The sequence below is a fragment of the Oceaniglobus ichthyenteri genome (assembly GCF_003057885.1).
Classification (GTDB): domain Bacteria; phylum Pseudomonadota; class Alphaproteobacteria; order Rhodobacterales; family Rhodobacteraceae; genus Oceaniglobus; species Oceaniglobus ichthyenteri.
Map to the genome: position 1 here is coordinate 15,879 of NZ_QAGK01000013.1, position 22,060 is coordinate 37,938.

Below are 22,060 nucleotides of genomic sequence, written 5' to 3' on the forward strand. Positions count from 1 at the left end.
CATAACCCTGATTATAAAGTGCAGTCACGGCCCGGAAAATTTGCCATTCTCCGCACCGCCCCGCTGTTTTCACCCCCGCGGGGGTTAGGGGGCGCCCGCGACCAGTTTGATTTCCATGAACTCTTCAATCCCGAAAATACCGCCCTCGCGGCCAATCCCCGAGGCTTTGACGCCGCCAAATGGGCTGCCTGGTGAAATGTCTGAACCGTTGACCAATACCATGCCCGCCTCAAGATCGCGGATCATTCGGTGGGCGCGGTCCCGGTCGGCGGTGTGGACAAACGCGGCCAGGCCATAATCGCTGTCATTGGCGATGCTCAGGGCGTCGGTTTCGTCGTCAAACGGGATCATCACCACCACGGGGCCGAAAATCTCGGTGCGGGCCACCTCCATGTCGTTGGTCACATCGGCCAGGATCGTGGGCGCGACGAAACAGCCATTGGCAAATTCGGGTGGCACATCCAGGCCCCCCGCCACCAGCCGCGCGCCGGTGTTCAGACCGCTTTTTATCATTGCGCGAATATGGGCGTGTTGGCGGGCATTGGCGACGGGGCCGATATGCGCACCGGGCTGATCGGGCCAGCCGATGGTCCAATCCGCGGCCAAACGCGCGGCGACCGTCACCGCATCGTCATACGCGCTGCGTTCAATCAACAAACGGGTCGGGGCGTTGCAGTTTTGCCCGGAATTGTTGAACGCTTTGCGCAGGGTACTGGTCAGGGCAGCGTCCAGATCGGCATCGGCAAAGATCACACAGGCCGATTTGCCGCCCAGTTCCAGCGCACAGCGTTTGATCCCCTCGGCGGCGGTGCGGGCGATCCGGCCCCCCGCCGCGGTCGATCCGGTAAAGGAAATCACATCGACACCGGGATGGGCAGTCAGGGTGGCACCTGCCCCTGCCCCATCGCCGTGAATCATGTTGAAGGCCCCGGCGGGCAGATCGGCGGCGTGCATCACCTCGGCCAGGATCGTGGCGCAGATCGGTGTCACCTCGCTGGGTTTCAGGATCATCGGGCAACCGGCGGCCAGAGCCGCGCCGAGTTTCAGCATGATCTGATGCAACGGCCAATTCCAGGGCGTGATCAGGGCAGCGACCCCGGCGGGCTGGCGCAGCACCAGATCGCCATTGGCCAGGGGTTCGGACAGAACCACCTCATCGCAGGCGTCGATAAAGGCGTCGATCTTGCCCAGAACACCCGCCGCCTGACCGGCGCGCGCCAGATCGATCGGCGCGCCCAGTTCTTGCATGATCGCCTGACCCATATCGTCAATCCGGGCCGCATAGGCGGCGCGGATGCGGTGCAGCATGGCGCGCCGCTGGGCCATGTCGGTGGCCCGCAGCCCCGGCAGGGCGCGGCGCGCGGCGGCAACGGCGGCATTCACATCGTCAGCCGTGGCCAGGGCGAGGGTGGCGATGGTTTCACCATTGGCCGGGTTGGTAACGTTGATCTTTTCGCGGTCCGTGGCGTCAACCCAGGCCCCGTCGATATAGAATTTTGTCGGGTTCGGCAGGGTCATTGCATCTCCTCCTTCTCGGGGGCGGTTGTGGTCAGGTTGATCACCACCGGATCAAACCGGGGCGATGAGACGGTGACACGCACATCCCCCGGCGTGCCAGTCGAGCGCAGCCAGAACCCCGCGCTGCCCCCGCGCAGGGTGATCTGATCGGGGCCAAGCAGGGACGCCGCGCCCGCAACCGCGATGGTCACGGGCAGATCGACAAAGGGCGTGACATTGCCCAGTTGATCCAGCGCGCGCAGGGCAACGCGCATTTCCTGGCGATCCGCGCCAAAGCTTTCGCGATCCGGTGTCACCGCAAGACGGGTCAGCACCGGTGCGCCGCTGAATTTGCGGGTCGCGACACGGGTATCGCCCACAAACCCCTCAAACGTCACATCGGGCCAGGACATGCCCCATTTGCCGATGATATTTTCATCCACATCGCCAAGGCGCAGGATCGCCGGGGGGTGGGGCAGATGGGGAAATCCCTCGCTGTCGGGGCGGATATCGACGCTTTGCCCGTCGGGCAGGATCATGCGCACCAGATCGCAGTTGGTCAGGATCATCAACGGAAACACCCCGCCGATGTTGCGCTCGCCCCGCGCCCAGTGGGTGACAGGCTCCATCACCACCTTTTCGCTTGGGTCACGTTGGCTGGAATAGGCATGGGCGGCGAATTTCGGTTCGCGAAACATGCTCAGCACGCCGTGGTGACACACCCGATCCCCCGAGCCGAAATCGGCATGGGTGTTATAATCAAACATGCACCAGCCGATACAGCCGGAAATCCCCGGATCACCGTGGGCATAATCCAGCACCTCAAGATGGCGGGTCACATGCTCCATCTGCCGCAGTTCGTTATCGATGATCTTGGTCGGGAACATATGGCCGTTATATTCGGTGATGAGGTAGGGCACGGGGTGTGACAGGCCTGTCACCTCTTCGCGCTGGCGCAATCCGCGCCGCGCGATATTGGCCAGCGGGCGTTCAAAATCACCCAGCACGAAATCGTTGAACGTATAGACATCCTCAAGCAGGGTACTGTGCATATGTTTGCGAATGCCCCCCGTCTGGCGGGTGGTGTCAAGTTCGTGGGCCAGGGCGTTGGTGCGGGCGTAAAACGCATCGTCATCAACGGATTCGTTGATCCGCACCCCCCACATGATGATCGACGGATGGTTCCAATCCCTCTCGATCATCCGGCGCACGTTTTTGACTGCCTCATCCTTCCACGCTTCACCGCCGATATGTTGCCAGCCGGGAATCTCCTCCAGCACCAACAGGCCGATCCGGTCGCAGTGTTCGATAAACCATTTGCTTTGGGGATAATGGGATGTGCGCACGATGTTGCAGCCCAGATCGTGTTTGACGATTTCGGCGTCACGCTCTTGCGCTTCGCGGCCCATGGCATAGCCGACATAGGGAAAGGATTGATGCCGGTTCAGCCCGATCAGTTTCACCCGCTCGCCGTTCAGGAAAAACCCGTCGGGGGTAAATTCCGCGGCGCGAAAGCCGAAGCTTTCGGTGCGGGTATCGGTGAAGCCTTCGCCAGTGATCGTGATCGTGGCGCGGTACAGCGTGGGCGTGTCGAGCGACCACAGGGTCAGCCCCGCCAGACCGTCAAATTCCAGCGCCGCGCCCTGATCATCCAATTCGGTTTCAGCCGTGGCAATCTGTGTGCCCGCGCCATCGTGCAACACAACCTTACAGGTGCCAGACACGGCCCCACCTTGGGGATTGGCCAGCAGACAGCGCAGATGCACGGTTTTTTCAGCGGCCAAAGGATCGGGCGTTTCGATTTTTACATTATCGATCGACACCGGATCGGCCTGTTCCAGCCACACCTCGCGGTAAATCCCGGCATAGGTCAGATAATCAATCTGCCCGCCAAAGGGCGGAATATCGGGGTTTTCGCTGCCGTCCACCATGACAGTGATCAGGTTTTCACCGTCGCTCAGATGATCGGTCAGGCGGATGCGAAACGGGGTGTATCCATCGGGATGGCCGCCCAGATGGGTGCCGTTCAAATAGACCTGGGCATTGGCCATGGCCCCATCAAAGCGCAGCCAGATTTCGCGCCCGGCGAACCGCTTTTGCCACTCTAGCGTGGTTTGATAGGTGAACGCCTGTTGATAACATTTCTCATCGAAATAATCGAACGGCAGATCAACGGCATTATGGGGCAAAGCCACGGGCGTGCCGGTTTGGCGCGCGGTGGTCCAGGCCGGGTCAAACCCCGGCAGAAAGGACCAGTTTTCACAGAACAAGGCAGAATGCGGCATGATAGACTCCATAGCGCAAGGAATGGGGAGGGATTAAAGGGTGCTGGCGCGCACGGTCACGACCGGCTGAATCTGTACGTGTTTGGCGGTGGTGCGCCCGGCCAGACGCTCCATCAACAGATCAACCGCTGCGGCGCCGATTTCACCGGCATCCAGACGGATCGTGGTCAGTTTCGGGCGCAGCACACCGGCCACGGCGCTGTCGTTGAACCCGGCCACGGAAATATCTTCGGGGATGCGCAGGCCGCGCTGTTGCAACGCCTGATACACCTCGACCGCGATGTGATCCTTTTGCACGATCAACGCATCGGGCAACGGTTTGCCAAGCTGTTCAAGCCGGGCAAACAGATCATCAATCAGGGTTTCGCCATTGCCGGTTTCATAGATCGTATAATCGGGGTCAAACCCGCCTGCCCGCTCCATCACCTGCCGGTATCCGGTCAGGCGGGCATCATTGGCACTGGCCAGACCCACCAGCGCCGGGCGCACCACGCCCCGCCCCAAAAGCCAGTCACACAGCATGACCGAGGCCGCCGTGATATCGACATAGGCCAGATCCATGGGCGTCGGTGGTTCGGCAGGATGCACCAGAACCAAGGGCACGGCGTGTTCCTCAATCGCATCGACCATGTCTTGTGCCAGCGGACCAATCGACAGGATGCCTGAATCGCGGCCCCGCAACAATGAGGCGGGGTCAAACTCCTGTTCCAGAACCCGCACGATATTGATGCCATAAGCCTCGCAGCGCGCCTCGATCCCCTGGCGCAGACCCAAATAGAACGGGCGCGACATTTCTTGTGCGCTGGTCAGGAAATGCACCAAAACCAAAGATACCAAACCGCGCGGCCGGCGGATGCGCAACGGATCATCGTTCGCCCCGCCGCGCCGTTGCCGGGGCGTGACATATTGCAGCTTTTCCGCCGCTTCGATCACCAGGGCGCGTTTTTCATCAGAGATCGACAGACTGGGATCGCGGTTCAGAACCCGCGAAATCGTCGATCCGGCCACGCCGGTCAGTTGCGATATTTCTTTCAGCGTCGCCATCAGAGCGCCTGTTGCGGCGGTTTCGCCGGGTCGATCCGGGGCGCGGTTTCGCCCGCCTCGACCATGCGTTCAACCAACCGTTTGGCCAACATGGCGCGAGTGTCGCTGTGTGATGGGACAGCGATCAGATTGTTCAACTCACCCGGATCGGCCTCAAGATCATAGAGTTCGGATTCACGATACCGGTCACTGCCCGCATGGGCGAACGGATCAAGATGATCGGCAGAGATACAGTATTTCCATTTGCCATGGCGCAGGGCGCGGGCGACCTGACTTTCGCTGATCTGAACGAACATATCGTCGGGGCCGGATTTTTCGGCCAACAGCGATGTGCCCTGCATATCATCCGGCACCTCAATGCCTGCCGCGTGGAGCAATGTCGGCGGCAGATCGACCAGCGAACAGATGCGCGATATCGCCGTGCCATCGTTGAAACCGGGGCCGTGAAACAGGGTTGGCACCCGGATCGAGGCCTCGTGACACGAGCGTTTGTATTCGGCGTTACGGGTTCTGAAATGGCACCCATGATCCGAGGTGAACAGGATGATCGTATTGTCCAACTGACCGAGCGAAATCAGCGCATCGACGATCCGGCCCAATGCCTCATCCAGGCGGGCGATCATGCCCATGTATCCATGGTAATGCTGTTTGGCATTGCCCTTCAGCGTATCAAGATCGGGGGGATAAACCGTGGCGCGTTTGGCCAAACGCTCTTCATATCCGACGGGGGCGGGATAGCTGTCATCCTGGTTTTGATGGTGCGGCTCAAGAAACGACAGGAACATGAAGAACGGATCGTCGCGCGGTTCGGCCAGATGCCGGATCGCCGCATCGGTCAGGGCATCGACCCGGTAACCGGGCAAATCATGGGGTTCGCCATCCCGATCAAACAACCGGGTTTGATAGGCGAACGAGGTAAATTCCAAAATATTGGCCCCCAGCCAATAATCATATCCGCCCTGTTGATCGCGCGGCACTGGCTCTTGAGACGCCAGATGCCATTTGCCGATATAGGCGGTGTGATACCCGGCCGCGCCGAAATGATGCGCCAGGGTCTTTTCTCCGGCAGGCAGCGGAATATCATTGCGAAAACACCCGGTTGTCGTGGGGTATTTGCCGGTTTGAAACATCGACCGGGCCGGCCCACAGACCGGTTGCGCGGTGAACGAATTGGGCACAAACCGCCCCGCCCGCGCCAGCCGGTCGAAATTGGGGGTCACATCCAATCCGTTGCCATGCATCCCCACGCTGTCCCAACGCTGCTGATCGGTGAAAAACACCAAAACATTCGGTTTGCTGCTGCTGCTCATGGTTACAGTCCTATTCTTATTTCATGCCCGAAAGCATGGCACTTTGTACGAAATACCTCTGGGCAAAGAGATACAGCAGGAAACACGGCAGGAACAAAAGCATCCCCCCCACCGCCGTGAGATTCCACTGGGTGAAAAACTCCTGATTGAACAGGGTCAGGCCGGTGGTGATCGGGCGCATGTTTTCGCTGGAAACCACCACCAGCGGCCAGATAAATTCATTGAACTGAAACACAAAGGTCAACAGGGCAACGGTGGCAATTGCCGGGCCAAGCTGGGGCAGCACGATATCAATGAAAATCCGCACCTCGCCCGCCCCGTCCAGCCGCGCCGCCGCGATCAGATCGTCAGGGATCGGCAGAATGAATTGGCGCATCAGGAAAATGCCAAACGCACTCATCGCGAAAGGCAGGATCAACCCGGTATAGGTATTCAGCAACCCCCATTGCGCCGTCATCACATAAAGCGGGATCAGGCGCACGAAAAACGGGATCATCAGCGTCGACAGCAGGGCGACAAACATGAACCGCTTGCCCGGAAATTCCATCTTGGCAAAGACATAGCCGATCATCGGATCGAATATCACATGCAACAGGGCAATCACCCCGGCCACAAAAAACGAATTCAGGATGAACCGCGCAAACGGCGCCTTTTCCCAGATCGTGATGTAATTGGTGAATTGCAGGGTTTCGGGAATAACCACCACCTGCCCCGAAAACATCTCGGCGTCGCTTTGCAGTGACAGCGACACCATATAAAGAAATGGCAGCATCGCCAGCAGAACAAACACCCCCATCAAGGGATAAATCCAAAGGCGCGCAGACAAGGGATAAGAGGTACGGTGTGCCATGAAATGTCCTTAGGTGTGCCGGATGTCACGGTTGAGAAGTTTGAACTGCGCCCAGGTGATGAACAGGATCACCAGGAACATCACAAAAGACAGCGCCGAGGCATAGCCGATGTTCAGCCCCTGAAAGGCAGTGTCAAACACATGCAGCGAATACAGCCGGGTGGCATTGGCCGGCCCACCCCCGGTCATCAGATACGGCAGCGCCATTTCCTGCATCGAGGCAATCATCACAATCACCGCCAGAAACAGCGTGGTGGGCATCAGCAGGGGCAGGGTAATATCGCGAAACAAATGCCGCCGCTTGGCCCCGTCCAATTCGGCCGCCTGGTACAGATGGTTCGGAATCCCCTGAATCGCGGCGATATAGATCAGCACGGCATAACCGATATCCTTCCACACCGACACGGCCACCAAAACCCAGATCGCCGCATCGGGATCGGTCAGCCAATATTGCTGTGGCAGGCCCAGTTTCAACAGCGCGGCATTCAGAAGCCCGGTATAGGGATCAAGGATCGATTTCCACATCAGCGCCGAAATCACGAACGACACGATATAAGGAAAGAACAGGATCGCGCGGATCGTATTGCGCGCCTTCAGCGGCCCGGCCAGGATCGACGCCAATACCAGCGCAATCAACAGGGTGAACACGGTTGACCCGACCGCATAGATCAGGGTTGCGCCCATCGCCTTGATCGCCAGGCGGTCTTTGAAAATGTAGATATAATTTTTCAGCCCGGCAAATTCGGATTCGCCGATCAACGGCTGACCGCTGCGCAGGCTCGCCCAGAATTCAATCGCGATGGGCCAGAAAAAGAACACCAGAAAATACAGGATCGCAGGCAGCAGAAAGGCATAGGCCGTCAGGGCGCGGCGCTGTTTATAGGTCATGACACTCTCCTGCTGGGCGGTCCGGCCCCCGGAAATGGGGGCCGGGGATGATTATTTTGCGTCGATGATGGCGTTGGCTTCATCGGCCGCCGCCTTGAGGGTTTCTGCCGCATCGGCGCGACCATACAACACCTCTTCAAAGGCGGTTTGAATGATCGTATCTACCGCCGGATCAAATTTGCCGGTCAGGGTCAGGGGCAATTGCACATCTTGCGAATAGGGCAAACAGGTGCCGAATTGCCCCAGCAGCGCGTCATCCTGTACCCGCTGATCGGCCAGCCAGGATTTGCGCGGCATGGTCATGGAATAGCGCAGCGATGTTTCCACCTCGACCTCGACATCGGTCAATGCCTTGATCAGCTCCCATGCCATTTCGGGATGTTTGGCATCCTTTGGAATCGCCAGACCAACGCCGCCCTGCACGGTTGATTGCACCTCACCGGTCAGCGATGGCGCAACCGCCCAGTTCAGATCGGGGTTGCCGGTGCGAATGGGGTTGATATCCCATGGCCCGGTTATGATCATCGCCGCCCGCCCCGAAGTGAACAACCTTTGCGGCCCCTCATAATCGGCCCCCGCCACCGGCACCGGTGCCGAGCGGTCTTCGTGAATCAGGCCCGACAGAAATTCAAGCGCGCTGATGGTTGCTTCGGAATCCAACCCGACCTTGCCGGTTTCGGTGTTGAAATAGTCACCACCGGCCTGAAACACCCATGGCCAGTAATAAATGAACGCCGAATTGGGGGCAAAACCGAACACGCCGGGTTTTGTCGTGGCGGCGGCGACTTCGCGAAATTCCTCCCAGGTGGCGGGAGGGGCGTCATATCCGGCCTCGGCCAACATGTCCTTGTTATAAACCAGCGTGGCGCAGGTGTGATGGATCTGTACGCCGTAATTCTTGCCGTCGATGGTGTTTTTGGCCACCGCATTGTCAAACCAATCGCCCGGATAATCGAACGTGTCGGTGTCGCGCGCGGCGTAGTCATCGATCGACAGCAAAAGATCCTGATGGGCAAATTCGGGAATCCAGCCGCCCGGCGTGGCCAACAGATCGGGGGGATTGTTGGCGGCGAAATCTGCCACGATCTTGGTGCGCAGATCGGGCCATTGGTATTTTTCAAACTGCACGGTCCAGCCGGGATTATCGGCCTCGAACTGGGCGATGGCATCCATATAGGTGTCATAGCCATGGCCGGCGTTGAAATACACGCGCAGGGTTTCGGCCCCTGCCATTCCGGCGCCAAGCCCCGCCGCCAGCGCCAGAATGGCACCTGTGGTTTTCAGTGATTTTAACATGGTATCCTCCCTTTCGTTGTCCTGTGGTTTGTTATTGCAGCCGCCGCCCGGTTTCCGGGTCGAACACAAAGGACCGCTGTTGTGGTATGTTCAGATGCACGGTGTCACCCGCCCGCACATCGCGCCGCCCCTTCAGATCGACGCAAAATTCGCCCCCCGACGGCAGGATCGCATAGCCATAGGTGACGCCGCCCAATTGCTCGACCGAGCGCAAGGTCAGCGGCGCGCCCTCTGGCGACAGGTCCAGATGTTCGGGGCGAATGCCCACCGTCACCGGTTTGCCCGCCGCCACCCCGGCCCCGAATGTCAGGTGCGCACCGTTCAGATCATCCAGGATCAGACCGCCATCGCCCTGGGTCGCCGACATGAAATTCATCGCCGGTGAGCCGATAAACCCGGCCACAAACCGGTTGGCGGGATTATCATATAACTCCAAAGGTGTGCCCACCTGTTCAATCTTGCCCGCGCGCAGCACCACGATTTTGTCGGCCAGGGTCATCGCCTCGACCTGATCATGGGTGACATAGATCATCGTCGTGCCCAGGGTTTTGTGCAGATCCGACAATTCCAGCCGCATCCGCGTGCGCAATTCGGCATCAAGGTTGGACAGCGGTTCATCAAACAGAAAAACCTTGGGGTTGCGCACGATGGCCCGGCCAATGGCGACCCGTTGGCGTTGCCCGCCCGACAGTTCCGCAGGCTTGCGTTCAAGATAATCAACCAACCCCAGGGTTTCGGCAGCGCGCGCCACTTTGTCGGCGATCATCGCCTTGGGCTCGCGCGCCAATTTCAGGGCATACCCCATGTTCTGGCGCACATTCATATGCGGATACAGCGCGTAATTCTGAAACACCATCGCCACGCCCCGCTCACCGGGGTGGCGGTGGCTGACATCGGTATCGCCAATCACGATCTGGCCCGACGACAAGTCCTCAAGGCCCGCAATGGTGCGCAGCAAGGTGGATTTGCCACAGCCCGACGGCCCGACAAACACGCAAAATTCGCCGTCTCCGATCGTCAGATCCAATTCAGGAATCGCATTGACCGCGCCGTAATCCTTACGAACCGATTTCAGAGTGACGCCTGCCATATATTTCCCCACGGAATCGATCTGCCTCAAGTTATAAAAATTTAGTAAATATTTATCTCTCCTGTCAAGCCATTGCTTTGAGTAATTCTAAAAGAGGGATTAAGCGTTTATAACCAGTGGGTTGTAGGGGTGTTTCATCGTTGGGCGCGGGTTTTGCAGTGGCCTCACCCCTCACCGGGCCGCCATGCCGCCGCGCTGAAAACACCGTGGCGTGCGCGCCATCCAAGGTGCGCATACTGAACAGAAGGTGTTGCAACCCCCGCAATCATCTTTAGGTTGAGTAAAACTTGGTTTGGCGGAAAATCCATGGTCGTCGGATATATCATCATCGCTTTTGCCGCGAGTGTGGGCGCATTCGCGGTGGCAATGTCGCTGGGCGCGTCCCTGTGGGTGGGGCTGGCAAGTTATATTCTGGTTGGAGCGGGAGCGGTGTTTGGCCTGACCGCCGTTCGCTTCGTTGTCGGGCTGCCTGGGGCTGGCGTTGACAACAGCGCCCGGCCTCGCCCCTGCGTGTCAGACACCGAAACATCGGCCCCGGCGGCGGCGCCATGCATGCGGATTCTTGCGGTTGACGATGATCCTTTCATCCTTGAACTGCTGCCGCTTATTGCCGCCCGAAGTGGTTTCAATCAGGTCAGAACCGCAGAGTCGGCCACGGCGGCCCTGTCCATTCTGAGCGACGATCCGGGTTTTGATTGTTTGCTGGTCGACATCAACATGCCGGAAATGAACGGCATCGAACTTTGTCGTCAGGTGCGCGCCATCGGCGCCTATCAAACGACGCCGATCGTGATGCTGACGGCGATGCGCGACCTTAAGAACATGGGCGATGCCTATCGCGCCGGGGCCACGGATTATGCCACCAAACCTTTTGATATCGAAGAACTGCAAGAACGGCTGCGACTGGCGCAAAAAGGGATGGTTGCGCCCGGATCGCCACAGGTGCAGACTCGGCTTGTGTCGGATGTCATGCGCAATCCGCGTTTGGGCAAATCGGTCAATCTTGTCGAACAATGGGTGCTGGTGAATTATTTAACGAGAGTCACGCGCAAGGAAGCCGCCAAACTTGACGTGTTCACTGTTTATTCAGGGGCGTGTGATCAGATCAGCGATGAACAGCCCTTGCCGGACCTTTCCGAATTTTTTGTCGATCTGGCCAATGCCACAAGCGTTTGGTTCAGCACTAAAAAAACAATGATGAGCTTTAGCGCCGATGGCCACCTTCTGATTGTTACGCAAACCGCCGATCATCCCGATCACGCCACAATGGAGAATGCCATAGAACAGGATATCGCGCGCCGAACGCCGGTTTTTGCACCTGGGGGCGCGGGGCGGTTGGGCATTTCTGTTGGCGGGCCGGTGCGCCCCGAAGAACAGCGCGCACAACGTGCCGGCCGCGCCATCACAAACGCAACCGCACTTGCCCAACTTCGCGCTTCTGAGAAAGCAGGGCGCGGACCGCTGAAACGCATTTCGATCTGACATGGGGCACGGGGCGGAATGACACACCCGCAAACCGGTTTCACCAGACATCGTGGCGCTTGCACAGGCGCGGGGCGGGATGATAGGCCCCGATGCACGAAAACACCCATTTTTGACTGAATTTTTTCGTAAATGTGTCATCTCAGGTTCCCAAGGCAATTTGCGCACGAGGGGCCTGAATTTTTGGACATTGTATCTATATGAAAAATATAATTTAAAAATGTAAAGGCAAGGTCAAGACCACTATGAAAGCGGTAGAAAATCTGCTGGTTGACTATGATTTCGATGGGATGGCCATCGCTGGCTATCACCTTGCCTTGCGCGTCGGGTTTGCATTCCCTGAATATGAACGCAATTCCCTGCCCCAGAAATGGATCGAGATTTACACCAAAGACGGGCTGATGATCTTTGATCCTGTCATTCGCTGGATCTATGACAACTCGGGTCAGACCCGTTGGAGCGAAATATCCTACAGTGACGAACGTAAGGTGCTGGAAACGGCCGCCTCTCTGGGGCTGCGCTATGGTGCGGCGGTCAGTGTCATGGATGACGCCACGCCGGGCCTGCGCTCTTTCGGGTCATTCTCGCGCCCTGATCGTGAATTCGAAGATCACGAACTGGACACGCTGAAACTGGCGGTGGGCGAACTTCACCGCGCGCTGCAACAGGCCCCCGGTCTGACCAAGGCCGAAATCGAGGTTCTTGAAATGCTCGCATCGGGCATGAAGCTGAAGGAAATCGCGCATCTTCTGAGCATCAGCGAAAGCGCGGTAAAGCTGCGCCTTTCGAATGCGCGAAACAAACTTGATGCACGCACCAACACCCAAGCCGTTGGCCGCGCAAAGGAATATGGCTGGATTTAACCGCTATTTCGACACATTAATGCCACGTACTCTCCCATAGCGGGAGTTTGACCGCGCAAAGATCGCGCGCCTTTTAAGCTTTAGTCAACGTGGGCAAATCAAATGAAAAACACGATCACCGGAATCACCTTCGACCTGTCCGATATGCATTTGCATGGGTCAGCGTTCTATGACTTCCTGGCGCTGCGCAAGCGCTTTTTCGTCGACACCCTGGCCTGGAACATTCCGCATAACGACACGGTCGAGATGGATCAATACGACAATCCCACCGCCGCCTATTCCGTGGTCACGTTGAATGGGCGGTTGGTCGGGGGCGCACGGGTGATGCGATTCTGCGATACATGGGGCAGCCATGGATGCATGCTTCGCGATGCCGCCGACGGCAGGATCGACGGGATTCCTGCGGATCTTTTGCCGCGCTCACAATCGTTTGCCAATGCATCGGAATGTACGCGCCTGGTCCTGTCTGACCAGATCGCGTCGGCCGATGACAGGCAGACCTGTCTTGCCCTTGTGGTGCGCGGATTGGTCGAACTTGCGATTCGCCAGGGATCTGACCAACTGGTTACCCTGACCGTGCCCGGTTTTCGCCGGTCTTTGGGCAAGCTTGGCTATGATGTCACCCAACTGGGTGAGAAATACCGAAACAAACACGATGGGCGGTCCTATGCGATTCTGTCGATGCCGGCACTTCATGCGGCGGGTGCGAACCCCGTGTCCGACAGCGCCGCACCGGTACGCCGACAAGCAAATATTTGACACGGGCCGTGTGGAAAGCTATCGATCTTCAGCCTCACAAAACGCATGATTGAGTGGTATCTTGCGGTGGGCAAGAGGATTGGGAGGCGATGCGGAACATCATCGACAAAACCAGTGAATGTTATCTGGCACTGGACATATGGTTTTATCTGGTCCCCGCGGCCAATCTGAACCGTCCGATAAAATCCGTATCGACCTCACGCAAGGGATGAGGTATTCTTTGACGTCCGTGGCGGATCTCAGGGGGGGCTGGATGCGCGTGTTAATTCGACCACCAAGTGATCGGTGTTTGGTATGAAACTGACGGATCAGTTCCGATCGTTGCTGACGCGGCTGCAAACACAAAGCCCGGATGGCTTTGCCGCGGCTTTTCAAGTCGTTTTCGCAACGCCGAAATATCTGTTCCAGACCTATGACGAGGGCTGGATGACCTATTATTCCCAGATGGGAATCGTCATGAAAGACCCCGCCGTGAAATGGGGGTTCACCCATGACGGTATTGCCCCATGGTCAGAGCTGGAAAAACTTGATGAGCACGGCGTGTTCATCAAGGCGGCCGAATTTGGTCTGAATTACTGGACGGTCATGGCGACATCTGAACATGGCTCAAAAAGCATTGGCGCCTTTTCACGGTCGGACCGCGATTTCACACAGGCCGAACGCGAACAGATCTTTGCCGATTTTCAAAGCCTGCATGTTCTGACCCTTCAGGGGCCGGAAACCGAACCCGACTTTGGCGAAATGCTGGTGGATCTGTCAATCTGGCACACCCACCCCAAGGCGTGATCCGGCGTTCAGGTCGGGCAAACGCTCACATCATCTCAGGGCTTCTGACAGGGCGCGCCGTGATGCGGGTGTCGCCATCTGATCGTGCAGGCGTTGAAATTCGGCCACGGCGGCGGCCCGTTGACCGGAATTAAGATAGGCATAGCCCCGCAACAGGGCCAGATCGCGCCGCATGCGGCCGGTCAGCCGCTCAAGTTCGTTGAAATAAGCGATGGCCTGACGATAATCCTTGCGATCAAAGGCAAACACGCCGCGCTTGTCCAGGATTTGCCCCTCGATTTCCAATCGTTGCTTTTTGTCGAAATGGGTGGTGGCGGCAACGTTTGCGGCCTGATCGACCATGTTCAACTGCAACATTGCAAGGGCCATGCCATAGGCCGCATCGCGCCTTGCACTGGCGCTTGTGCCAATTTTCGCCGCCCTTTGGAAATCATTCAATGCCTGCATCTGGCGCCCGGCGTTCAATGCGCACCATCCGCGCTGTGACAGGATCGCGCCGCTTTGCCCATTGGCGGTCACGGCCAGGCACCCGTTCCAATCGCCCCGCGCTGCCGCGCGCTCGGCCTGACTCAGGCTGGCGCCACCGCTTGGGGCCTTGGGTGCGGGTGCCCCGGACGGGCGGCGTTGCACCGTTGGGGTGGGCGACGTATCAAGTTCCTCGGGGCGCGGGGTCGGGCGCGGGCTTTTCACCATCGCCAGTGTCGGATCAAGCTCCTTATCCTTGGTGACGGTTTGATCTGTCGACCGGGTCGGTCCCGCTTTCAGCCCGGCGCGCAGGCGGTTTTCAACAATCGTCACCTGTTCGGTGGCATCCGGCGCACGGTCGCGCGCCAGATCCGCCAGTTCGGATAGCGTGTTCAGATCGACAACGGCGGCCGATTTTTCCAGCGTCGCGATCAGGTCGTCACTGGAGGTGCAGCTGCGCAATATGCTGCGATAAACCCCAACGGCCGAGCTGTCCTGCCCCATGATCCGGTATTGTTCGGCCAGCAGCCAGGCATTGTTGATCCGTTCGCAGCGTAACAACGCCGGGTTGGCGCGGGCAATGCGGATTGCGGCATCGGCATCGGCGGCGTCCACCGCCCGGATGAAGCGGCTTTGCCCCTCGGCCACCGAAAGGGTCTGCAACAGCTCTTCTGACGGGAACCAATCGGGATAGGCCTGGCGGGTGCTTTCGATTTCTGCCCGCGCGCCGTCAAAATCATCGGCCGCGATCAGCGCATAAATCTTGTCAACGCTTCTGCCCGGAACGTCACGCTGAATTTCGTTCAGGTTATCGGGCGGCGTCCAATCCGGATAACTCAGCTGCAAGCGGCGGATTTCCGATTGCACCGCCTGATCGTTGCCCTCGCCGATGTAAAAGCGCAGGGCCATCAGATCGCTTTCTGTCGGGGTCTGCGCCCATGCTGACCCAAAAGCGAGGGTGTGCGCCAGCGTCAGCGCGATAATGAATCTGGCAAGGCGAATCATAGCGGAAAACACATGGGCGCGCCATGAGCCTGTGCAATCATCGCCATCACCTGCAACGTTGCAGGATAATAGCTTGCCTCGGATACAAACGGCGGCAGGGCCGACCCGACCGTGTTGCGCGCCGTGCACAACGACAGGGCGGCCACAGCCCGGTATCCGGCCTGTGTTCCGGTTTCCAATATCTGGCCGGTTTTCCGGTCGATGACGGTGGCGGCACTGCCTTTGGGGGCGCGCGCCTGTGCCTCGGCATAGCGGATGACGGCGGGATGTTGTTTCAACCCCGACCAGATCAGAAACAAGGGAATCCGCATCGCTTCGTATCCCGCATTGAACGAGAAATCCTGCGCCGGGCGGACATCGTTTCCGACAACCTCGACCCAATCGGGCACCACACCGTCACGCGCCAGATTTCCGACCAGATCAACCGCCCCGCGCGCCGCACGGGCAAGGGGGGCCACATCAAAAGCGGTTGCAAGTTCGGTCATTGCCAAAGGCATGGAATAGCACGGGTTGAATATGAACCCGGTGGGCGTGCGAAACCCCTGCGCGGCCGGCAGCATCAGCGACATCGCACCGGTGCCGGGCCGCTCGACGATACAGGTTTCGACCAGATCCATGACAATCCGTTGTGCCGTCTCGCGGTATTCGGGCACCGAAAATTTGCGCGACGCTTTCAATAACGCCCAGGCGCGGAAAAGATCACCGTCGCTTGCGTTGTTGATATCGGGCACCTGCACCGGGGCATCGGGCAGCCAACGCCAGGCCAACAGGTTATCATTGCGCACCGCCAGATTGACCCTTGTCCAGGTTTCCATCCGCTCGAACGCGCGCCGATCACCTGCCGTCACGGCCAGCAACATGCCGTATCCCTGGCCTTCGGAATGGCTGGCGTTTTGCTGGATACTGTCCACGACCCGCCCTGAGGCATCCAGATGAACGGCTTGCCAGGCCTGCCAGACATCTTGCAGGTTAATTTCCAGATCGGCAGCCTGCGCAAAGGCCGGCACACCGCGCAATGTTGCCGCGGCCCCCAAGGCCCCAAGGCCCGCCATCATGGTTCGCCGCTTCATCTTTTCCTCCGTCGTGACAGGATGGCAATTCCGATACCAACCATTGCAGAACAAAAGATTAATAAAAATAGCGGAAGGATGTATTGCGCCGGAGTTAGCGTGACGTAATTTCCCACAACGGCGCGAATATTGCCCAAAGTCAGCGATTCGTTCAACGATAATGGCCGATCCGGCGAGGTCCAGCTGATCCAGCCGTTTTCGGGCGAATACAGCGCCACCTGTCCATGGGGGCCGTCAAATTCCTGATGGGTGGCGGCCAGAGACGACACGATCCTGACCGGATCGGTGCGCGACCGCAGGATCAGCCAGATACTCTCGGGGTTGGACATGTCGGGCTGAATCAGCATCGCATCGGCGGAATGCCCCGCCAACCACGTCCTGAGATCCTGCTCGGGGCCGCGCCACATGTCGGCCAGACCGCCAATCACCCGTGACGGCAGCGCCGCGGCCTGTTCAAGATCGTAAAATGCATGCCACCACGGGCGTTTATCGACGCCCTGCCAAAGATCAAGATCGCGGACCGGTTCACGCGCCGTGGACAGCAGAACCGATTGCAGATCGGAATTGTGGCCATCCACCACATCACCGGCAAGCCGCGACAGATCGCCAGGCACCCCCACCGTCAGCTCATAACGTGATCGGTCGGTCCCGGCCTCATCGGCGGGGGGCTCATTGGCATACACGGCACCAATCTGGGGCAGGATGCCAAGGGGCACGGTGGCGCGCGCCGCCTCGCTTATCCTTATCGAATCTGGCCCCAGAACGGCAAGAACCTCACTTATTCCGGGCAATGACATGCTGGGCGAGCGCGGCACAGACAGCGCGGTGGTTCCGAAAACCTGAAAGATCGGCGCATCTCGCAGAACACAGGCCTGATCGGGCGGATCACCGGGAATCAGCGCCTCAAAGGTCAGGCGGTTCACCCCCGGCTGCAACAGATTGGCGTCAAACGGCACGCGCAGGGTGCGCAGGGGCCGCCCCGATTGCGCCACCTCGTCCAGGGGCAGAAGGCGAATCGTGGTATTGTTGATCTTGACCAGCAAAAGCGAACCTGTGGGAAGCTGCGTGTCAAACTGGTAATCCAGAAACAGCTCGGCCTGTTGCGAGGCAAGCAGCAGCCAATCGCGAGGCAGGCGGAACGACACGGGCGCCTGAAAATACCGCCCCTGCCCCTCGATCAGCGGCACGCCAAGATCCGCAAGCGTGGTCAGGGCGCCAGGGTTCAGCAGCGGCGCGCCCGCGCTTTTATCCTGATCCTTCAGAACGCCCAGCAGAACACGCCCCACATCGGTATAATCACCGCTGTTTGTCAAAAGCACGATCGCACCGTCGCCACCGCGGTAAAACGCCGGCCCACCGGGAAGATCCATATCCGGGGGCAGCGCGGTCACCCGTGCCAACTGTGGCGGCTGGGACGAAACGCTATAATAATCCTCAAACCTGATTTCCGGCGGGGTGCCGCCAAAAATGTCTTCGACGCGGGCGATGATCGCCGCCGCTTCGGACAACGGAAAGCTGGCGCCAGAGATGTGGATCGAAAAAGGATCGCCGCGCGCCAACTGGGCCGATGTGGCCGCGAAAAATCCCATTGTGTCGGTTTCCAGATCGGCACTGTCGATGGTGATGCCGCTGTCGGCCAGAACAATATCGGTCCACAGGCTGAATGCCGCTTCGGGCCCGCAAAACACCCGGTGAACCTGACGCGCGGCCAGAACGATGGTGTTGCGCCCCGCCGCCAGAAGGCCCGCCGGGACATCCAGTGTATCAATCCCGTTCTGTTCAAAATGGTCCGGTACAATGGTGCCAACCGAGGTGTCGTTCACGAAAACCTCGATCGAGGATCGTTCCGGCAGAACGTTGATCGCGCTTTTGGTGGTCAGTTGAAATGTTGACGCCCCCACATCGGCGGGCAGGAACAAATAGAACTCGGCGCGCCCGTACTGGCCCTGCATGCGAAACCGGTCGGTCGCCTCGATCTGCGGGCGCTTTGCCCTCAGCGGCATCGTCAGGGTGGCGGGCGGGGCCAGATCGGGGTTTGGCGTCGGCACGATATCATGCATGGCGCGCGATGTTTCGGGCGCGACAGGGGGCACGACCCGCTCGCGGTTCGGCTCTTGTATCTCATCGACGCCTTCAAGAATGATCTGTTGCGCCGCCCCCCAATTCAGGGGAACGAATGCCGCCAACAGGGCCGCTGCAAAACAGGTTTTCCACCGGGTCATCGCGCGTTCCCCCCGACTTCGAGATATTCTTCTTCGTCCGGATCATCGGCGTCGTCGGGCGGCGCTGTGGGCAGCACCGTGACACCCGCCGCCGGATCCGGAATCAGAACCGGCGCGCCTGCTGGTGCCGCCAATGCCTTGCGCCGGGCCGGTTCGTTCAGAAAATCAATGACGCTTACAGGCAGCGACAGGATGCTTTTGCGAAACACGAACAACAACCCCGACACCAGCCCCCGGCGTTTTGACAGAACCTTGCGGAAATATATCCAGCGCGCGGAATCGCCATAGGTCACGAAAGCGGTCAGGCGGCTGGCCGCGATCATGTCTTCGGGGGCCACATCAAGGGTGACGGTCATCCCCCCCACCCCGCTGTGAACGGCGGTGATGGTGACCGCCAGCGCGCGTTCAAGTTCGGGCGCGTTCGGCAGCACCGGGATCAGATCGGCGATGCTGCCTTCGGTGATCTTGTGCAACGCGGTCTTGCCATCCGCATCGCGCACCTCGTTTTCAAACCGCAGGGTGATGGATTTCGCGCCCGCGGCGATGATCGTGGCGGGCAGGGCGGTTGGCATTTTTCCATCGCCCGTCAAATTCAGGGTCGCGCCGACAGATACCCCGGTGCGCGGCTGTTCGGGGCGCACCGGGCGTTCAAACACCGAACGCAGCGCAAAAGCGCACAACAGGAAGTTATAGAGGTTCCACGCCCCGACAATCTGAACCACGGTCCGGTCACCGGGAAACGCAATCCAGCGATATCCCCCCACAATCAGCCCGACACCCATCAAGACGACAAGCGCCAGCAGCGGCACAAAGATCGGCGACAGGAACGCGTGGTCCAGCTCGTCTTCCTTTACCGTGACTTTGAACGACGCGGCGCGGGGCCGCAAAACCGTGCCAAGGATCGCGCGCAACAAATACGGCGTTTGCGCGATTTCATAAACCTCGGAAATCTGCGGCCACCGTACATTGGCAAACAGCGCATTCTGAACCAGAAACCCGATCAACAGATAAGGCAGGATATAAACCAGCACCTCGGGCGAGGAGACAACAAAGATTTCCAGCCCGAAAAAGATGTAAAACAACGGGCTGATCAGAAAAATCATGCGAATCAGCGGAAACAGCCAGAAACTCATCGAGTTCAGATAACACAGCCGTTGCGTGAGCGAGAGGCCCGAGCGGAAGATCGGGTTTTTCAACAGCAACATCTGAATCATGCCCGTGGCCCACCGGCCCCGCTGCTGAATGAACGAGGCAAAGGTTTCGGGCTGCAATCCGCCGATCATCGCCTGATCCAGATATTTGCTTTCCCAACCCCGCGCATGGATATCAAGCGCGGTTTCCGCATCTTCGGTGATGGTTTCGCCGGAAATGCCGCCCACCTCGTCCACCGCCCGGCGGCGCAACAACGCGGCCGAGCCGCAGAAAAACGCACCCCCCAGCCGGTCAAGACCCCGGTGAATGGTGGAATAGAACATCTCGTTTTCCGAGGGGCAGGTTTCGGGCAGGCCAAGATTGCGTTCGATCGGATCACGGTTGATGAAAAAATGCGGCGTCTGCACCAGAAACAGGCGCGGGTTCTCAACGAAATACCCCACCGTGCGCGCCAGAAAATCGCGGCTGGGAACATGGTCGGCGTCCAGCACAAGAAACAACTCGCCGGTCAGGTTTTTCAGCGCGGCATTCAGATTGCCGGCTTTCGCGCTCTCGTTGCGGGCGCGGGTGACATAGACAACATCAAGATCACGGCACAGCTGTTGCAGCCGGACGCGCCGCGCCTGTGATTCCCGCGCGATTTCGGGGTTGGTATGGTTGCACCGCTGATCGGTGCCGCCGTCATCGCACAAAACGACGGTCATCTTGTCGGCCGGGTAATTGATCTGTTTGGCGGCGGCCAGGGTCACGGCCAGCAATTCGGGCGGTTCGTTATAGGACGGCACCAGGATATCAACCCGCGGCACATCCTTTAGCCGCACGCGCGCGGGCGGCTTGGGATCGGTCGGATCGGCGGTCACCAGTGCGGTCAGGAAAAACAGCACCACGGTAAAGGTTTCCGCGCCAAACAGCACGACAGCCGCCACAAAGGAAACCGGCTCATCCGGCGAAGGCAGGGTATCGGTCAGACGCCAAAGCCAATAGCGCAGGGTGAAAAAGCTTGCCACGGCCAGCATCGCAAACCGGGTTGGCAGGCTGATCTGCACGAAAGGTTTCAGCACGATCAACAAACCAAGCGTCACCAGCGAAAGCAGACCCTGAATCGTGACCGACGTGGGAACCGATGCCAGAAACAGGATCGGCGCCAGCAGCAGCAACCAGAGCAGCACCAGCACGGAAAGGCCCATGCGCGATCTGGCCGATAAAGCTGTCATGGCAACGGACCGGCAAGCGGCGACAACATGTCAGGCGCGCCGCCCGGACGCCCCTGTGGCGCGGCAAAACCAACCTGCGTGGCGCGGGCCGGCGTCAGGGCGTCTTCGGCGGTTCCGTGAATGCAATTGCGCACCACCATATCCATGGCCGATCGTTTGCCCGGAATGACCCGGCTGCCACTGTCAAGCCTGCGCAGCGCCAACACACAGGTCAGACCGGCATCGTTTGACCATTCGGCCCAGTTCAGCGTGCCCAGATCATCGGTCTTGCTGAAAAATGTCAGACCCTCGATGTCGGTGAACGGAAACAGATCGGCATCCTGACTCTTGAGGAATTTTACCGGCAAAAACCGCCCCGCCGTGTTCAAAGAGGTGCCGTGAATTTTCAACAACACGATGTTGTCTCCGCGCAGCGATGTCTTGTTGGGCAACAGGATACGTTGCTCTGCAACCGGCCCGACCGCCCGGCCCAGAACCATCCGCGCACCGGGCACCGTGATCCATGCCTCGTCAAGGCGCTGTTGAATGAACGGTTCTTGGTCAAAGGCCGTCTGCAAAGCGCCCGGATCACGAAACGAGATTTCGCAGCCCGCAAATGCAAGACCGGCAACCATGAAAACCGAGAGCCTGGAAAATTTCCGCAATGGCAACCGTGCATCCGCCGTTTGGCCCAACGGATCATGTCGCACGACAGAATCGGATTTCGCCCGGCGATGGCCCCACACCTGCCGCCAAATCTGTCGCTGTCGCGCTGAATCCGTGGGCTGCCACATTGCGCCTCC

The 22,060-nt window shown here is 59.1% G+C and carries 17 protein-coding genes; 4 read left to right on the forward strand and 13 right to left on the reverse strand.

All coding sequences use genetic code 11. The annotated features are described in order from the left end of the window. Positions 1 to 84: 84 nt before the first annotated feature. From C8265_RS16315 to C8265_RS16350, 8 genes are read right to left on the reverse strand one after another with little or no spacing between them, the layout of a single operon-like run. On the reverse strand, positions 85 to 1,518 hold the full coding sequence (locus C8265_RS16315) for an aldehyde dehydrogenase family protein (RefSeq protein WP_108485097.1): 1,434 nt from the start codon (positions 1,516 to 1,518) through the stop codon (positions 85 to 87). Then, the gene (locus tag C8265_RS16320; RefSeq protein ID WP_108485098.1) at positions 1,515 to 3,782 is read right to left on the reverse strand and encodes a glycoside hydrolase family 2 protein; all 2,268 of its coding nucleotides are present in this window, start codon (positions 3,780 to 3,782) and stop codon (positions 1,515 to 1,517) included. The genes C8265_RS16315 and C8265_RS16320 overlap by 4 nt, the downstream gene beginning before the upstream one ends. 33 nt (positions 3,783 to 3,815) lie before the next feature. Further along, positions 3,816 to 4,826: a LacI family DNA-binding transcriptional regulator gene (locus C8265_RS16325; protein WP_108485099.1), complete on the reverse strand. Its 1,011-nt coding sequence runs from the start codon at positions 4,824 to 4,826 to the stop codon at positions 3,816 to 3,818. Continuing rightward, the gene (locus C8265_RS16330; protein WP_108485100.1) at positions 4,826 to 6,136 is read right to left on the reverse strand and encodes a sulfatase family protein; all 1,311 of its coding nucleotides are present in this window, start codon (positions 6,134 to 6,136) and stop codon (positions 4,826 to 4,828) included. The genes C8265_RS16325 and C8265_RS16330 overlap by 1 nt, the downstream gene beginning before the upstream one ends. A 16-nt stretch (positions 6,137 to 6,152) precedes the next feature. After that, positions 6,153 to 6,986, reverse strand: coding sequence for a carbohydrate ABC transporter permease (locus C8265_RS16335; RefSeq protein WP_108485101.1), 834 nt, complete (start codon positions 6,984 to 6,986; stop codon positions 6,153 to 6,155). 9 nt (positions 6,987 to 6,995) lie between these two features. Continuing rightward, complete coding sequence (locus tag C8265_RS16340; RefSeq protein WP_108485102.1) at positions 6,996 to 7,874, reverse strand: carbohydrate ABC transporter permease; 879 nt, start codon at positions 7,872 to 7,874, stop codon at positions 6,996 to 6,998. 51 nt (positions 7,875 to 7,925) lie between these two features. After that, positions 7,926 to 9,170: an ABC transporter substrate-binding protein gene (locus C8265_RS16345; RefSeq protein ID WP_108485103.1), complete on the reverse strand. Its 1,245-nt coding sequence runs from the start codon at positions 9,168 to 9,170 to the stop codon at positions 7,926 to 7,928. 31 nt (positions 9,171 to 9,201) lie between these two features. Beyond that, positions 9,202 to 10,260, reverse strand: a complete 1,059-nt coding sequence (locus tag C8265_RS16350; protein WP_108485104.1) for an ABC transporter ATP-binding protein — start codon at positions 10,258 to 10,260, stop codon at positions 9,202 to 9,204. A 276-nt stretch (positions 10,261 to 10,536) separates the two neighbouring features. On the opposite strand from C8265_RS16350, the gene C8265_RS16355 reads away from it, so the two are divergent. The 4 genes from C8265_RS16355 to C8265_RS16370 all read left to right on the forward strand — a co-directional run bounded on the left by C8265_RS16355 (position 10,537) and on the right by C8265_RS16370 (position 14,150). Further along, entirely contained in the window at positions 10,537 to 11,742 is a 1,206-nt protein-coding gene (locus C8265_RS16355; protein ID WP_126623185.1) for a response regulator, read from the forward strand. Positions 11,743 to 11,987: 245 nt separating this feature from the next. Further along, entirely contained in the window at positions 11,988 to 12,605 is a 618-nt protein-coding gene (locus C8265_RS16360; RefSeq protein WP_108485106.1) for a helix-turn-helix transcriptional regulator, read from the forward strand. A 102-nt stretch (positions 12,606 to 12,707) separates the two neighbouring features. Continuing rightward, positions 12,708 to 13,364 carry an acyl-homoserine-lactone synthase gene (locus C8265_RS16365; protein ID WP_108485107.1) on the forward strand — a complete coding sequence of 219 codons (657 nt, stop codon included), beginning with the start codon at positions 12,708 to 12,710 and terminating at the stop codon, positions 13,362 to 13,364. A gap of 294 nt (positions 13,365 to 13,658) precedes the next feature. Beyond that, positions 13,659 to 14,150: an autoinducer binding domain-containing protein gene (locus C8265_RS16370; RefSeq protein WP_108485108.1), complete on the forward strand. Its 492-nt coding sequence runs from the start codon at positions 13,659 to 13,661 to the stop codon at positions 14,148 to 14,150. A gap of 30 nt (positions 14,151 to 14,180) precedes the next feature. On the opposite strand, the gene C8265_RS16375 is transcribed toward C8265_RS16370, so the two are convergent. From C8265_RS16375 to C8265_RS16395, 5 genes are read right to left on the reverse strand one after another with little or no spacing between them, the layout of a single operon-like run. Then, positions 14,181 to 15,632, reverse strand: a complete 1,452-nt coding sequence (locus tag C8265_RS16375; RefSeq protein WP_240611119.1) for a tetratricopeptide repeat protein — start codon at positions 15,630 to 15,632, stop codon at positions 14,181 to 14,183. Then, entirely contained in the window at positions 15,617 to 16,690 is a 1,074-nt protein-coding gene (locus tag C8265_RS16380; RefSeq protein WP_108485110.1) for a family 8 glycosyl hydrolase, read from the reverse strand. Before C8265_RS16380 ends, C8265_RS16375 begins: the two co-directional genes overlap by 16 nt. Beyond that, entirely contained in the window at positions 16,687 to 18,912 is a 2,226-nt protein-coding gene (locus tag C8265_RS16385; RefSeq protein ID WP_108485111.1) for a cellulose biosynthesis cyclic di-GMP-binding regulatory protein BcsB, read from the reverse strand. The genes C8265_RS16380 and C8265_RS16385 overlap by 4 nt, the downstream gene beginning before the upstream one ends. Continuing rightward, positions 18,909 to 21,278, reverse strand: a complete 2,370-nt coding sequence (bcsA, locus tag C8265_RS16390) for a UDP-forming cellulose synthase catalytic subunit (protein ID WP_240611120.1) — start codon at positions 21,276 to 21,278, stop codon at positions 18,909 to 18,911. The genes C8265_RS16385 and bcsA overlap by 4 nt, the downstream gene beginning before the upstream one ends. Continuing rightward, a complete protein-coding gene (locus C8265_RS16395) occupies positions 21,275 to 22,051 on the reverse strand; it encodes a hypothetical protein (RefSeq protein ID WP_108485112.1) in 777 nt (258 codons plus the stop codon). The genes bcsA and C8265_RS16395 overlap by 4 nt, the downstream gene beginning before the upstream one ends. Positions 22,052 to 22,060: the final 9 nt, after the last annotated feature.

What these genes read in the sequence shown, in the direction of transcription:
- bcsA (WP_240611120.1), bottom strand. Translation starts at nt 21,278, where the DNA reads ATGACAGCTTTATCGGCCAGATCGCGCATGGGCCTTTCCGTGCTGGTG.
- C8265_RS16320 (WP_108485098.1), bottom strand. Translation starts at nt 3,782, where the DNA reads ATGCCGCATTCTGCCTTGTTCTGTGAAAACTGGTCCTTTCTGCCGGGG.
- C8265_RS16370 (WP_108485108.1), top strand. Translation starts at nt 13,659, where the DNA reads ATGAAACTGACGGATCAGTTCCGATCGTTGCTGACGCGGCTGCAAACA.
- C8265_RS16350 (WP_108485104.1), bottom strand. Translation starts at nt 10,260, where the DNA reads ATGGCAGGCGTCACTCTGAAATCGGTTCGTAAGGATTACGGCGCGGTC.
- C8265_RS16345 (WP_108485103.1), bottom strand. Translation starts at nt 9,170, where the DNA reads ATGTTAAAATCACTGAAAACCACAGGTGCCATTCTGGCGCTGGCGGCG.
- C8265_RS16330 (WP_108485100.1), bottom strand. Translation starts at nt 6,136, where the DNA reads ATGAGCAGCAGCAGCAAACCGAATGTTTTGGTGTTTTTCACCGATCAG.
- C8265_RS16360 (WP_108485106.1), top strand. Translation starts at nt 11,988, where the DNA reads ATGAAAGCGGTAGAAAATCTGCTGGTTGACTATGATTTCGATGGGATG.
- C8265_RS16325 (WP_108485099.1), bottom strand. Translation starts at nt 4,826, where the DNA reads ATGGCGACGCTGAAAGAAATATCGCAACTGACCGGCGTGGCCGGATCG.
- C8265_RS16315 (WP_108485097.1), bottom strand. Translation starts at nt 1,518, where the DNA reads ATGACCCTGCCGAACCCGACAAAATTCTATATCGACGGGGCCTGGGTT.
- C8265_RS16385 (WP_108485111.1), bottom strand. Translation starts at nt 18,912, where the DNA reads ATGACCCGGTGGAAAACCTGTTTTGCAGCGGCCCTGTTGGCGGCATTC.
- C8265_RS16335 (WP_108485101.1), bottom strand. Translation starts at nt 6,986, where the DNA reads ATGGCACACCGTACCTCTTATCCCTTGTCTGCGCGCCTTTGGATTTAT.
- C8265_RS16365 (WP_108485107.1), top strand. Translation starts at nt 12,708, where the DNA reads ATGAAAAACACGATCACCGGAATCACCTTCGACCTGTCCGATATGCAT.
- C8265_RS16380 (WP_108485110.1), bottom strand. Translation starts at nt 16,690, where the DNA reads ATGAAGCGGCGAACCATGATGGCGGGCCTTGGGGCCTTGGGGGCCGCG.
- C8265_RS16395 (WP_108485112.1), bottom strand. Translation starts at nt 22,051, where the DNA reads ATGTGGCAGCCCACGGATTCAGCGCGACAGCGACAGATTTGGCGGCAG.
- C8265_RS16340 (WP_108485102.1), bottom strand. Translation starts at nt 7,874, where the DNA reads ATGACCTATAAACAGCGCCGCGCCCTGACGGCCTATGCCTTTCTGCTG.